11 protein-coding genes are annotated in these 13,477 nt (G+C 67.4%); 7 read left to right on the top strand and 4 right to left on the bottom strand.

The features are described from left to right. Positions 1-19: 19 nt before the first annotated feature. Together Q9K23_RS07695 and Q9K23_RS07690 are read right to left on the bottom strand one after the other, a co-directional pair. Positions 20-304 carry a hypothetical protein gene (locus tag Q9K23_RS07695; protein ID WP_020790245.1) on the bottom strand — a complete coding sequence of 95 codons (285 nt, stop codon included), beginning with the start codon at positions 302-304 and terminating at the stop codon, positions 20-22. 25 nt (positions 305-329) lie between these two features. Then, positions 330-1,559 carry an inorganic phosphate transporter gene (locus Q9K23_RS07690; RefSeq protein WP_174519059.1) on the bottom strand — a complete coding sequence of 410 codons (1,230 nt, stop codon included), beginning with the start codon at positions 1,557-1,559 and terminating at the stop codon, positions 330-332. 216 nt (positions 1,560-1,775) lie between these two features. Here Q9K23_RS07690 and Q9K23_RS07685 point away from each other — a divergent pair, with 216 nt between their 5' ends. Continuing rightward, complete coding sequence (locus tag Q9K23_RS07685) at positions 1,776-2,834, top strand: LLM class F420-dependent oxidoreductase (protein ID WP_020790247.1); 1,059 nt, start codon at positions 1,776-1,778, stop codon at positions 2,832-2,834. Then, positions 2,827-4,005, top strand: coding sequence for an EAL domain-containing protein (locus Q9K23_RS07680; RefSeq protein WP_053778850.1), 1,179 nt, complete (start codon positions 2,827-2,829; stop codon positions 4,003-4,005). Before Q9K23_RS07685 ends, Q9K23_RS07680 begins: the two co-directional genes overlap by 8 nt. A 39-nt stretch (positions 4,006-4,044) precedes the next feature. Here the strand turns inward: Q9K23_RS07680 and Q9K23_RS07675 are convergent, their stop codons facing one another. Together Q9K23_RS07675 and Q9K23_RS07670 are read right to left on the bottom strand one after the other, a co-directional pair. Beyond that, on the bottom strand, positions 4,045-4,596 hold the full coding sequence (locus Q9K23_RS07675; protein WP_261978144.1) for a YdcF family protein: 552 nt from the start codon (positions 4,594-4,596) through the stop codon (positions 4,045-4,047). Between the two features lie 46 nt (positions 4,597-4,642). Beyond that, positions 4,643-5,602, bottom strand: coding sequence for a 1,4-dihydroxy-2-naphthoyl-CoA synthase (locus Q9K23_RS07670; protein ID WP_053778849.1), 960 nt, complete (start codon positions 5,600-5,602; stop codon positions 4,643-4,645). Positions 5,603-5,645: 43 nt separating this feature from the next. Here Q9K23_RS07670 and Q9K23_RS07665 point away from each other — a divergent pair, with 43 nt between their 5' ends. The 5 genes from Q9K23_RS07665 (at position 5,646) to Q9K23_RS25170 (ending at position 13,445) form a co-directional block, all read left to right on the top strand. Beyond that, positions 5,646-6,308, top strand: a complete 663-nt coding sequence (locus tag Q9K23_RS07665; protein WP_053778848.1) for a TetR/AcrR family transcriptional regulator — start codon at positions 5,646-5,648, stop codon at positions 6,306-6,308. Positions 6,309-6,548: 240 nt separating this feature from the next. Next, positions 6,549-8,234, top strand: coding sequence for an FAD-binding dehydrogenase (locus Q9K23_RS07660; RefSeq protein WP_305950539.1), 1,686 nt, complete (start codon positions 6,549-6,551; stop codon positions 8,232-8,234). A gap of 379 nt (positions 8,235-8,613) precedes the next feature. Then, entirely contained in the window at positions 8,614-9,270 is a 657-nt protein-coding gene (locus Q9K23_RS07655; protein WP_053778847.1) for a PaaI family thioesterase, read from the top strand. Between the two features lie 262 nt (positions 9,271-9,532). Then, a complete protein-coding gene (locus tag Q9K23_RS07650) occupies positions 9,533-11,974 on the top strand; it encodes a hypothetical protein (RefSeq protein WP_053778846.1) in 2,442 nt (813 codons plus the stop codon). After that, positions 11,880-13,445 carry an Ig-like domain-containing protein gene (locus tag Q9K23_RS25170; protein ID WP_315972039.1) on the top strand — a complete coding sequence of 522 codons (1,566 nt, stop codon included), beginning with the start codon at positions 11,880-11,882 and terminating at the stop codon, positions 13,443-13,445. The genes Q9K23_RS07650 and Q9K23_RS25170 overlap by 95 nt, the downstream gene beginning before the upstream one ends. The last annotated feature ends 32 nt before the right edge of the window (positions 13,446-13,477 follow it).

Raw genomic sequence — 13,477 nt, 5'->3', positions numbered from 1 at the left:
TCAACAGTCTCTCGGGGGGCTACTTGTAGGCCCAGCTCGGGAAGATCTTGACGTCGGTGTAGTACAGGATCGTCTGGCGGGTGATCCACAGGATGCCGAACACGATGGCCGCCAGGACCAGGGCGTAGAGCACGTAGGCGGCGAACTTCAGTGCCGGGTTGGGGGCGGTGACGGTGCCGTCGGCGTTCGCGTCACCGGAGCCGGCGGCCTGCAGGCGCAACCCCACCGCGAAGATGGCCGGCAGACCCGCACCGAACAGCAGCCCCACGATCAGCACCTTGCCGATTGCTTCGAGAGTGTGCATCGTCGAAATCCTTTCGGGCCGGCGCTCAGGCGACCGGGGTGGACTTGGGCGAGTCGTTCAGCTCGGCCGGGATGAGGCCGGACTCCTCGTCCCATTCGGCGTTGACGTTGTTGGCGTCGATCTTGTTCTGCTGTGCACGCCAGTACATGAAGGCGGAGAGCGCCACGAGGATCGCGAAGATGACGATCGCGCCGAGGACGTTGCCGAGCAGGTGGGCGATACCGAAGCAGATCGCGCCGACGATGCCGGCGGCCGGCAGGGTGGTGACCCAGGCGATGGCCATGCGGCCGGCGACGCTCCAGCGGACCTGGGCGCCCTTCTTGCCGACACCCGAACCGAGGATCGAACCGGTGGCGACCTGGGTGGTGGACAGCGCCATACCGGCGGCCGACGAGGTGAGGATGATGGCGGCGGAGCTGGCCTCGGCGGCCATGCCCTGCGGCGAGGAGATCTCGACCAGACCCTTGCCGAGGGTGCGGATGATGCGCCAGCCACCGAGGTAGGTGCCCAGGGCGATGGCACCGGCACAGGAGAACACGATCCAGAACGGGAGACCGTGGCTGACGCTCGAGGCCTCGAGGTGGCCGGAGGCGATCAGCGCCATCGCGATGACACCCATCGTCTTCTGTGCGTCACCGGTGCCGTGTGCCAGCGAGACCAGTGAGGCGGTCGCGATCTGCCCGTAGCGGAAGCCGGCCTCCTTCTTGGACTCCATGATCTTCTTGGTGATCGCGAAGACCAGCCAGGTACCGCAGGCGGCGACGATGCACGCGATCACCGGCGCCAGCAGGGCGGGCACGATGATCTTGGAGATGATGCCCTCCCAGTTGAGGCCGGAGAGACCGAGAGCGGCGATACCCGAACCGATGAGGCCACCGAACAGGGCGTGGGAGGAGCTCGACGGCAGGCCGAACAGCCAGGTGAAGAGGTTCCAGAGGATGCCGCCGATGAGGCCGGCGAAGATGATCAACAGTGCTGTGGTGGCACTCAACCCGGCGATCAGCTCGCCTTTGTTGTCGCCGCTGGTCTGTTGGATTTTCAGGACGTCTTTGGTGATGGTGGCAGCGACCTCGACCGAGAGGAACGCACCCACCAGGTTCAGGATTGCCGACAGCCCGACGGCGACCTTCGGCTTGAGTGCGCCGGTGGCGATCGAGGTCGCCATGGCATTGCCGGTGTCGTGGAAGCCGTTGGTGAAGTCGAACCCGAGTGCTGTGATGACGAGCAGCACAAGGATCAGCATCTCTCCGCTCATGGGGACAATCATGCTTGCCCGGAGGTCGATTTTCCTAAACTTCGGAGCCCCGAAATCGCAGATGAATCAGTCCGTGACCTCGCCGTTTTCCTCCCCGTGAGTCAAGTTCACCAAGTGTTCACCTCGGTGACTCTCGGTGTCTATCGAGGAGGGAGTGGAACGAGCGCTCGGAAAGTCCTGCCCAGGGGGTGATTTCGTGTGGAAGAATCCGCGTCCATGACATCGATGACGTTGGGCATGCCGATCAACTACGCGGGCGACTTCCGCGAGACCATCGACAATCTCGCCGATTTCGAGGCTGCGGGTGTGGGGAGAGTCACGGTGCCCGAGGCCTACAGCTTCGACGCGGTGAGCCAGCTCGGCTACATCGCCGCCCGCACCGAGAAGATGGAACTGCAGACCGGCATCCTGCCGATGTACTCACGCACCCCCACGAATCTGGCGATGACCGCCGCCGGGCTCGACTACATCTCCGGCGGCCGCTTCATCCTCGGCATCGGCGCCTCGGGCCCGCAGGTCATCGAGGGCTTCCACGGCGTCAAGTACGACTACCCGGTGGGCCGTGCCCGCGAGAACGCCGACATCTGCCGCAAGATCTGGCGCCGTGAGAAGAGCGAGTACCAGGGGCGTCACTACACCCTGCCGCTCACCGAGGAGAACGGCGGCACCGGCCTGGGCAAGGCCCTCAAGATCATCAATCACCCGGTGCGCGACCGTATCCCGATGCTGCTGGCCGCGATCGGCCCCAAGAACACTGAGCTCGCCGCGGAGATGTTCGAGGAGTTCCAGCCGTTCCTGTTCCATCCCGAGTACGTCGACACCGCCTTCGGTCCGGCACTGGCCGCGGGCCGCGCCAAGCGTGATCCGGCACTCGGCGAGCTGGGCATCGTCGTGCAGGCGTCGGCGCTGATCACCGAGGACGCCGACCAGATCGAGAACGCCCTGCAGCTGGTCCGCCACCACGCGGCGCTCTACATCGGCGGCATGGGTGCGCGCGGCAAGAACTTCTACAACACCCTCGCCGTCCGCTACGGCTACGCCGACGAGGCCAAGCTGATCCAGGACCTCTACCTCGACGGCAAGAAGGCCGAGGCCGCCGCCGCGGTGCCCGAGGACCTGGTGCGGGCGATGAGCCTGATCGGACCGGTGTCCCTGGTGGCCGAACGCGTCGAGGCATTCCGCGGCGCCGGCGTCACCGTGATGCTCGCCTCGCCGGTGGCACCCACCCACGCCGAACGTGTCGAGGACATGGGTCAGCTGGCCGAGCTTGTGTGAGAGCCACGCGGACCCTGCCGTCGTCCTCGCGCTCGCATTCGACCCGTACCGGCAGGCCACCGTCGCCTACGAGCGGTCGGAGACGATCGGACGGGCCGAAGCCCTGATCGCCCTGGTCGGTGCGTGCCCCGATGTCCGGGTACGACGCCGTGGTGATCTGGACTGGCTGGTGTTCCTCGACAGCGACACCGGTCTGGACGACCAGCCGGTGTCGTCGTACGTCAGGAGACCGAGAGTCCTTGCCCGCCTGGGGGCGTCGACCGCCTCCTTGCCGGTCGCGGCCGGGGTGGCGCGGGACGCCGACCTTCCCGGGCTGCCGGTCGACCGGCTGATCCGCCTGGCCGACGCCGCGCTGGGTGAGGCGATCGGTGCGCATCACAGCACAGTGTTCGCCGATGTGCAGACCCTCGAGCGGGTGGCGGCCGCGGTGACGGTGGCGAGCCGCCTGGCCGCCGCCGGCGAGGACGAGTTCGTCGTCCACCATCAGCCGATCGTCGAGCTCGGGGATCGGCGCATCGTCGGGTTCGAGTCGTTGATGCGGTGGTCCACCGACGACGGTCTGCGGATGCCCGCGGACTTTCTGGAGGTGGCCGAACAGACGTCGATGATCGTGCCGATCGGACGCCACACCACCGAACGCGCGATCGCCGACCTCGCCGAGATCATCATCCCGCGGTACGGCGACGACGCCTTCGTCACGATCAACATGTCGATCCAAGAACTCGTCGCGGAGGGGAACGACCCGCACCTGGCCGGTGTGCTCCGGCGGCACGGGGTGAACCCGGCGAATGTCTGGATCGAGCTGGGCGAGACCCAGGTGATCACCGCCGACGGGCAGACGGCGGCGGTCATCGGCGATCTCCACGATCTCGGCTGCACGATCTGCGTCGATGATCTCGGTGCGGGATTCTCTGCGCTGCGTTACGTGTTCGACCTGCCGGTGGATGTACTCAAGGTGGACCGGTCGCTGATCTCGGCGCTCGGCGCCGGTGGCACCGCGAACGCGGTGGTGCGGGCGATCTGCGGCATCGCACGCGGCGTCGGCGCGACGCTGGTCGCCGAGGGGATCGAGAACGAGGAGACGCTCACACGTGTCGATGCGCTCGGCTTCGACCTGGGGCAGGGGTATCTGCTCGGCAGGCCCGCCCCGCTGACCGGCGCTACCGGCTGACCGGCGAGAACCGTTACGCCGCCTCCATGTCCGGGTCGCTCACTTGTCGCATCCGAGGACCGCGGCCTTGACCAGGCCACCGTACTGATAGGCGTAGACGTGTGACCAGAACGCGAACGACGACGGGTAGGTCCGCGGGACGGCCCGCATGACGACGTCGCCGTCGAAGCACTGACCGAAGATGTAGCGCGCGCGAACCAGGTGGTAGCGCCAGCTGATCACGATCACCGATGTCCAGCCGCGCTCCTCGGCCAGCTGCTGGACCTTCATCGCCTCACCGCGGGTGGTCGATGGGTCGGGGTCGAAGCAGATCACCTCGATGGTGTCGGTGCCCGCCGAGCAGACCCGTTGCATCAGTTGGGTGTTCGACTTGCTGTGATCGTCGAGATAGGGGTTGGAGATGACCACGGTGCTCGCATAGCCCTCCCGGGCGAGCTGCAGGCCGTAGTCCTCGCGCCCGTCGTGCTCTCCGCCGAGGACCACGATGGCGTCGGCGTGACGCAACGGATCGGAGTGGTCACGGTAGAACAGCTGGTAGCCGAGGCCGTAGAAGGCGGCGGTGGCCACGAGTGCGGCCACCGCGACGATCAGTCCGGCCCGCCGCCATCGTCGGCGGGCCGTCGACGGACCGGGCACGTCAGTAGTAGTAGGGATAGGCGTCCCAGTCGGGATCGCGCTTCTGCAGGAAGGCGTCACGGCCCTCGACGGCCTCGTCGGTCATGTACGCCAGGCGGGTGGCCTCCCCGGCGAACACCTGCTGACCCATCAGCCCGTCGTCGGTGAGGTTGAAGGCGAACTTCAGCATCCGTTGTGCGGTAGGCGATTTGCCGTTGATCTTGCGGGCCCACTCGATCGCGGTCTGCTCCAGCTGGGCATGGTCGACGACCCGGTTGACCGCACCCATCCGGTGCATCGTCTCGGCGTCGTAGGCCTCGCCGAGGAAGAAGATCTCGCGGGCGAACTTCTGGCCGACCTGCTTGGCGAGGTAGGCGCTGCCGTAGCCGGCGTCGAAGGAACCCACATCGGCGTCGGTCTGCTTGAAACGTGCATGCTCCCGCGAGGCGAGGGTGAGGTCGCAGACCGCGTGCAGGGAGTGTCCGCCACCGGCCGCCCAGCCGTTGACCACGGCGATGACCACCTTGGGCATGGTGCGGATCAGGCGCTGTACCTCGAGGATGTGCAGCCGGCCGCCCTCGGCCTTCGCGCGGGCCTCGTCCACGCCGCCGGCGCCGGCGGCGGTCACGTCGGAGTCGTGGGAGGTGGCGTACTGGTAGCCGGAACGTCCGCGGATGCGCTGGTCGCCGCCGCTGCAGAAGGCCCAGCCGCCGTCCTTGGGGCTCGGTCCGTTACCGGTCAGCAGGATGGTGCCGATGTCGGGGGAACGGCGCGCGTGGTCGAGGGTGCGGTACAGCTCGTCGACCGAATGCGGACGGAAGGCGTTACGGATCTCGGGGCGGTCGAAGGCGATGCGCACGATGCCATTGGCCCGACCCTCGCCGACGTGCCGGTGATAGGTGATGTCGGTGAGGTCTGCGAACCCGGGAACCGGGGCCCATTGGGCGGGATCGAACGGCTGCTCAGTCGCTGCGGAACTCATGGGTCAGAGCCTAGTCGGGCCGGCCGGTTGTATCCTCCAACGCATGGGAGAGGAGGGTCCCGCCCGGGGGACCAGACGACGGGGACAGACGCGTCGCCGCCTCCTCGATGCCTCGTTCGAGGTGTTTGCCGAACTCGGCTACGGATCGGCCTCGGTGGAGAAGATCGTCGAGCGTGCGGGCTTCACCCGAGGCGCCTTCTACTCCAACTTCGGGTCGCTCGAGGAGCTGTTCCTGGCGATGTGGGAGGACCGGTCGGCGGCGATGATCGGGGCCATCGGCACCGCGCTCGAACAGGCGGCGGTGTCCGAACCCGCCGGTGTCGACGACGTCGTCGAGCAGATCCTGGCGATGGTGCCGATCGATGCCCGCTGGTTCGGGATCAGCGCCGAGTTCACCGCGCATGCGCTCCGCGACCCGGCGTTGCGGACGGTGATCGCGCAGCGCGAGGCGGCGATCGCCGACGCCCTGCTGCCGATGGTGGTGGAGTTGCTCGGCTATCTCGGCCGGGTCATCCCGGACCCGGATGCCTTCGTACAGGCCATCATCGCCGTCCACGACGGCACCATGATGCAGGTCCTGCTCGACGACGATCTCGGCCCGGCGCTGCGTCGGCGGGCCGATCTGTTCCGGCATGTGGTGCTCGCCTACAGCGACGTCGCCGAGCGCGGGTCGCCTGCGGCCATGCGAGAAACCGACAGAAAATAGCCCTCGACCTCTGGCGATACACCAATGTATCCGATACGGTTTTGTATCCGTATAGGGGAGGAAGGCGATGCGGTGCGGGGGTCTCCCGTGCCGATCGCTGCGATCGAGGGGTTCGACGTGCGTGAAGACCGGCATTTCTCTGTCACCCGCCGCCAGGCGCTGCTGGCCGGCGGTGTCACCGCGGCGGCGGCCGGTGCCCTGCTGGGGACATCCGGGACCGGACCGGCATCGGCCGCGCCGGTGACGGGCGGGTCGAGGCACGACGCCGACGTCATCGTCGTCGGCCACGGATTGTCGGGCCTGGTGGCCGCCTGCGAGCTCGCCGACGCCCGCAAGAAGGTGATCATCGTCGACCAGGAGTCGGGCGAGAACCTTGGCGGACAGGCACATTGGAGCCTGGGTGGTCTGTTCTTCGTGGACTCGCCGGAACAGCGGCTGATGGGTGTGCGCGACAGCCATGACCGCGCCCGCCGCGACTGGTTCGCCACCGCAGGATTCGATCGCGGACCGAATCAGCCAGGCGGAGAGGACTTCTGGGCGCGACAGTGGGCCGAGGCGTACCTGCACTTCGCCGCCGGGGAGAAACGCGCTTGGCTGGCGGGGATGGGGATGGCGTGGATTCCGGTGGTGGGCTGGGCCGAACGCGGCGACGGCCGGGTGGGGCGTCCGGGTAACACGGTGCCGCGCTTCCACATGACGCTCGGCACCGGACCCGGGGTGGTCGAACCCTTCGTCCGTCGCATCCGTGAGGCGCAGGCCAAGGGGCTGGTGCGATTTCGGTACCGGCATCAGGTGGACGAGCTGATCACCTCCGGCGGTGCGGTCACCGGTGTGCGCGGTACCGTGCTGGCCGCCGACGACGCGCCGCGGGGCCACCGCAGCAATCGCACCCCCGCCGGCGACTTCGAACTGCATGCGCCGCTGGTGATCGTGGCCTCCGGCGGGATCGGCGGCAACCAGGCCACGGTCCGCAAGAACTGGCCCGCCCGGCTCGGCACACCGCCGGAGTTCATGGTGACCGGCGTACCCGCCCACGTCGACGGCCGGATGCTCGACATCTCCGAACAGGCCGGTGCACGGCTGGTGAACCGGGATCGCATGTGGCACTACACCGAAGGTCTGCGCAACCATTCACCGATCTGGCCGGCCCACGGCATCCGGGTGCTCGCCGCACCGTCGTCGATGTGGTTCGACGCGGCCGGGAAACGGTTCCCGTCGCCGGGGATCCCGAGCTATGACACCCTCGGCACGCTCGAACTGATCCAGAAATCCGGATACGGCTATTCCTGGTTCGTGCTCAACAAGCGGATCATCGAGAAAGAATTCGTGTTGTCGGGGTCGGAGCAGAATCCCGAACTCACGGCAAAGAATCTGCCGCTGTATCTGGCGAAACGGGCCACCGACGACGTGCCCGCACCGGTACAGGCCTTCCTCGACCGTGGACCCGATTTCGTGACCGCCCGCAGCGTGCCGGAGCTGGCGGGCAAGATGAATCGTCTCGCCGGATCGTCGCTCGTCGACGTCGGTGAACTCGAACGCCAGATCCGTCATCGGGATCGGGAGGCGGCCGATCCCCGCTCGAACGATCCGCAGATCCGAGGGATCCGCCGGTCGCTGGACTATCTGGGCGACAGCCTGATCCGGACCGTGCCGCTGCATCCGATCCTCGACCCGCAGGCCGGGCCGCTGATCGCGGTCAAGATGAACATCCTCACCCGAAAGACACTGGGCGGCTTGCAGACCGACCTGTCGGGACGGGTCATGGGGACCGACGGCAAGGTGATCGACGGGCTGCTCGCGGTGGGCGAGGCATCGGGTTTCGGCGGTGGTGGCGTGCACGGCTACCGCGCCCTGGAGGGGACCTTCCTCGGCGGATGCCTGTTCTCGGGCCGGCAGGCGGGACGGGCCGCGGCACGCATGGTGTGACGTTTGACTGCCATCGGATCGTCGGTGCCCGCCGGCAGCCGGCTGTGCAAGATCTGGGGAGGTTCTGACGCGTCGGAGTCAAGAGTCCGTTTGTTTGGCATCCTGGATGGGTGAGCACTTGGGCAACGGTTGCGGTCATCCTCGTGGTGTGGGTGGCGCTGTCGGTGGTCGTTGCGCTTGTGTTCGGTCGGATGATCGCCCTACGGGACCGTAAGGAGAGGCCGCGCCGACCACGTCGGGGGCATCCCGCGACGTCGGGCACCCACAATGGATCGCCGCATCGACACAGCAGCTGAACATCGGCTTCCAGCAGGTCGAGGACCGGCCCAAGTGGGCCTCGCCCGGTCGGTGCCGTCGAGGTGCCGATAGCGTAGCGGACATGAGTCCAGTCTCGCATTCAGAATGGGATCGCCCCGCGGACGCGTCGTCGCCGCATGAGGGCGGGTTCCGGGCGCAGATCGACATCTCGACCACGCGCGGTGGCCCACGCTATGGCGAGCTCAACGAGGAACTGCGGCGCCTGATGGATCTGGCGCGCTACGCCTGCCCGCCCGAGGAACTCACCGAGGCGATGATCGCGCAGGTCCGGGCGCTCAACGAGAACCTCGCGAAGGTTCAGGTGGACGAGTGGGAGACGCCCTCGGGGACGCGGATCGACCTGCCGTCGCGGGGCAACCTGACGTTGCCGCCCTATGTGGTCACCGACGGCGGACCGGACGGCGTGATCGCCGACGTCACCTTCCGGCCGTTCCATCTCGGCGGCAACAAGGCCGCGCACGGTGGACACATCGCCGTCGCCTTCGACGACCTGGGCGGTCTGGCGTCGGCGCTGAAGGTGGAGGGTGTGACACGCACGGCCTACCTCACCGTCGGCTATCGGTCACTGACCCCGCTGGACACGCCGCTACAGATGCGCACCTGGGTCGAGACCCTGGACGGCCGCAAGGCGTTCGTGAAGGGCACGTTGCACGACGGAGACCGGTTGTGTGCCGACGTCGATGCACTGTTCATCGCGCTGAAGCCCGGACAGCCGTGATCGGTTGACCATCTGATCGGTTCACGAGGCCGGTGCGAGTGGAATCCACTCGCACCGGCCTCTGTCGTATGAACGTGCGAAGGAAAGCGTTCTGGGTGTCCCCCAAAAAGATTACGACGGCGCCGAATTCGTATCTTCGGACGACGATTTGGCGCTGTGCGCCGTACATGTCCGGTGCTAGTTTGTGTCGGATTCGTCAGGTGTCCGGGATCACGGATTCCGGTGACTTCCTCCGCATTTGCGACATGACAAGGAACGGACAATGACAAAGTCCTCGGTCAAGAAACTCGGTCTCACACGGCGCGTCGTCGCCTCCTCGGGTATCGCAGCGGCATTGTTCGCGGCGAGTCCCGTCGCTGTCGCACTGGCCGACGACGGCGGGGCCGGTTCCGGTACGAGCGTCGAGAAAACGGATGACGGTACCGATTCCGTTGATGTGGAGGATGATTCCGGGTCGGGTGGGCCGGAGTCCGCGGATTCCGGCGCGTCGGGCTCCGGGACCGGCGATGCAGGTGCCTCGGATGGCGGGACGTCCGAGGCGGGGGCCGAGGGGTCGCCGGCCTCGACCGGTGTGCCCGGTGATTCCACGGCCGATGACACCGGGGAGACGGAAACGGCTGTCGCCGAACCGGTGTCGGGTGACCCATCCGAACCCGGTGCGACCGGTCCGGAACCGTCGACGACGACCAGCGTCCCGACCCAGGGTGCACCGGTCACCGGATCACAACTCGGATCGCCTGTCGTGGCGGACTCCGACGCCCACGACGCGCCCACCACGCCACCGCGGCATCGGCTCCCGGGCGGACGGCATACCGCCACACCCGCCCCGGCGGCCGCCGGGCAGCCCCGTACCGGTCAGGGGGCCGGGACCGTTGCCGGCGGGTCGGAGCTGATCGAGATCCCGGTGGGGGCGATCGAGTCGCCGGAGGAGCCGGAAGGGCTGATCGGCAAGCTGTTCTACCGGCTGACCGGCGGCAGTGGCACCGAAGGGCTGATCCTGGTCAACCAGGCCGCCGTGGTCGCCGGGGTGCTCAACCGGCGCAGCCGTCACGACGGATCGGACTACCTCGGACTGGTCGGACCGGGTGAGAAGCAGTTTATCCCCAAGGCCACCATCGCCGAACTGGTCCTCGGTCGGCACGCCCCGAAATCCGACCTCGAATCCTTCGACCTGACCGCGTCGAGTGTGCCGAATGCATTGGCGCGCAGCCTGATCGCGGTGGCCGCGCAGGTCGCACCGGATGACCGGTTCTGGCAGACCGACGATCCGGCCACGACCGGATACTGGCCTGCAGATGGTGTCGGCATACACGACGAGAACGTGTACTACACCGTTGACGACGGCGCGATCGTCGTGCACAACGACTCCGACCACGACATCGCGGTCAGCGTCTACTCGACCGCGGACGGCTCGACCCTGCAATTCGACGAGATCGTGGTGATCGGTGCAGGTCAGACCCACTCGTCGAGCGCCACCGACGATCGGTCCCGGGTCATCGTCGTCCAGGCACCCAAGGAGACCACGGGGCCGAATGCCGGTAAGGCGCAGATCTACGGTGCCATCCTCCGGGTCGCTCCGTCGGCAGGATCACCCGGGTACGTGCTCCCATACGACGCGTACTTCGGCGATGGTGTTCCGGGGTTGTCCGACCCGGTCTGGGGCCCGCTGGACCCCGATGATCACTTCTGGTCGCCCAACGAGGCCCTGACCGCGGCAGTGGCCGGCGACAACCACGGCGTGCACTACGGGTATTCCGCCGAGGACGGCACGATCACGTTCACCAACGACTCCGACGAGACGGTCGCGGTGGTCGCCTATGACGCGTTCCTGCAGCCGGTCGGCCCCGGGATGGCCATTCTGGCCCCCGGCCAATCGGCGACCCTCCAGGTGCCGCCCACCGGGCAGGTCGCGTACATGGTGCAGCAGGAACGGGATGCGTCGGGCGCCATCCGAATCATCGGCGCGCTCACCTCGGTCGACGGTCAGGTGTCGCCGGCGAGCGGTCAGTACCCGCTCAAGACCGATGCCGAGTATGCCCTCGATCCCGACGATCGCTTCTGGGATGTCAAGGAGGGTACGTCCAGCGTGAGCAACGGCGTGCTGCCGAGCACCATGGTGGGTGCCAACGGTGTCGCCGAAGGCATCTACTACACGCGCGATGGCGATATCGTCACGATCCACAACGACAGTGACCACGACATCGCCGTGAGCTGGATGGCGTACGACCACAGCCACTCGGAGTTCGTCGTCATCGCCCCGGGGGGGAACCTACGACGCCCCGGCCGCCGGTTCCGGGGGCACCGGCTTCGCCGTGGTCCAAGGTCCCAAGGCCACGACCGGCACCCATGCCGGTGTTCCGGTCGTCTACGGTGTCATCGCCCATTCGCCCGGCACGGTGCAGTCACTCGATCCGATCGCCGGGGACGGGAATCCCGCACTGACCCTGGGGGACTGGCGTGGTGTCGACCCGGGCGACCGGTACTGGACGCCGGCGGACTCCGACGAGACCAAGCTCGTCGCGAGCAACACGACGATCCCGCGTTTCGGCGATCGCACCACGCTGACCGGAGCAGGGGTGGCCTATGCCCTCGACGATGCCGGTCAGGTCGTGATCACCAACAACGGAACCGCACCGATCAGCGTGATCGAGTACGACTCCACGCATCAGCCCGTCGCCTTCCACCTGATCGAGGCCGGAGGTAGCCAGACCTTCACCCCCGACAGCGACGGCTACAACTACCGCACGACCGCGTATGTGGTTCAAGGGGAACGGAATGCGGCCGGTCAGCCGGTGCTGGCCGGGATCATCACGGCAGTTTCCAGCGGAGGCGATACGTGGTTGGACGGTGCGGACGGGACCGACTTCCCGACGAATGAGAGTCCATGGGTCCAGATCGCCCAGACGGGCACCACCACCGGCGTCCTGTACGGGTTCGATCCCGACGCCGACGTCATCACCTACTCGGTGTCCACCGAGCCCGAGCACGGCACGGTCACCTTGGCGCCGTATCTGGGCGGCAACTTCGCGGGGACCACTCTGTACGTGTACACCTATACGCCGAGTGCCGAGGCGGCCCATGCCGCGGCGGCCGGCGGTGCGACGCAGGACTTCTTCGAGGTGAGCTACACCGACGGGTACGGACAGGCCCAGACGATCCGGGTGGACGTCGGCATCGTCGGACAGAATGCCGGACCGGCGGGGCCGTCGGCGGTGTCCGGCGGCGAGACCGGCTCGCTGGGTGTGACCGATCCGGACGGCGACACCCTCACCTACGAGGTCACCACGCAACCGGGATCGGGTGGTGCGGTGGTCGATTCCTCCGGCACGTACACCTACATTCCGGCGACCGCACCGGTACACGGTGAGACACTGCAGGATTCGTTCGAGGTCACGGTGCGCGACGGACACGGTGGTGTCCTGGTGGTGCCGGTGTCGGTGTCGATCACGGCCAACCAGGCGCCCACGGTCACCGAGTTGGTGCAGGACGGGTACACCGGCACGATCGTAGCCGCCGATGCCGACGACGACGAGTTGCAGTTCGACGTCACTTCCGATCCCACGCACGGCAAGGTGGTCGTGGGGCCGGATGGGTCGTTCGTCTACACCCCGGATGCGGGGGTGGAACATGCCGCAGCCGGTGGTGGTGTGACGTCGGATTCGTTTGTGGTGACGGTCTCGGATGGGCATGGTGGGCTGACGCCGGTGACGGTGAACGTGGGTATCGACCCGGCCAACGAGTCGCCGAGCGTCGCCACCAGCCAGGGTGCGCCGTCGGCCGAGACCGGGGCGGTGGTGGTCTCGGTGGTCACCGCCGACGCCGACGCCGACGCAGTGACCGTCACGACGACCGATCCCGCACACGGCACCCTGACCGACAACGGCGACGGAACCCTCACCTACACACCGGATCCGGTCAAGCGTGCCGCGGGCGACTTCACCGACAGCTTCACCGTCACCGTCGACGACGGGCACGGCGGAACGACCACTAAGACGGTGACCGTCACGGTGACCAAGCCGGTCGTCGTGGAGCCGGAGCAGCCGACCCGGTCGGTGTTCGACCAGTTGGTGTCGGCGATCCGGTCCGGGTTCTCGTCGGCGGTGTCGCAGGCATGGCAGAGTTTCCTCACCTGGCTGCAGTCGCTGTTCGCGAACAACAACACCACCCGGGTGTGAGTGGGGCGGTGGCCGGGCGTTCGGGCCCGGTC

It is taken from the genome of Gordonia sp. NB41Y, from assembly GCF_030718915.1.
GTDB classification, from domain to species: domain Bacteria; phylum Actinomycetota; class Actinomycetes; order Mycobacteriales; family Mycobacteriaceae; genus Gordonia; species Gordonia desulfuricans.
Note: the sequence above shows the minus strand (reverse complement) of the source record. Positions and strands in the feature narration are given on the sequence as shown.

Bases quoted from the DNA above. Each gene is read 5' to 3' on its own strand.
- Q9K23_RS07655 (WP_053778847.1), top strand. From the start codon at position 8,614: ATGAGTCCAGTCTCGCATTCAGAATGGGATCGCCCCGCGGACGCGTCG.
- Q9K23_RS07690 (WP_174519059.1), bottom strand. From the start codon at position 1,559: ATGAGCGGAGAGATGCTGATCCTTGTGCTGCTCGTCATCACAGCACTC.
- Q9K23_RS07665 (WP_053778848.1), top strand. From the start codon at position 5,646: ATGGGAGAGGAGGGTCCCGCCCGGGGGACCAGACGACGGGGACAGACG.
- Q9K23_RS07650 (WP_053778846.1), top strand. From the start codon at position 9,533: ATGACAAAGTCCTCGGTCAAGAAACTCGGTCTCACACGGCGCGTCGTC.
- Q9K23_RS07695 (WP_020790245.1), bottom strand. From the start codon at position 304: ATGCACACTCTCGAAGCAATCGGCAAGGTGCTGATCGTGGGGCTGCTG.
- Q9K23_RS07685 (WP_020790247.1), top strand. From the start codon at position 1,776: ATGACATCGATGACGTTGGGCATGCCGATCAACTACGCGGGCGACTTC.
- Q9K23_RS07670 (WP_053778849.1), bottom strand. From the start codon at position 5,602: ATGAGTTCCGCAGCGACTGAGCAGCCGTTCGATCCCGCCCAATGGGCC.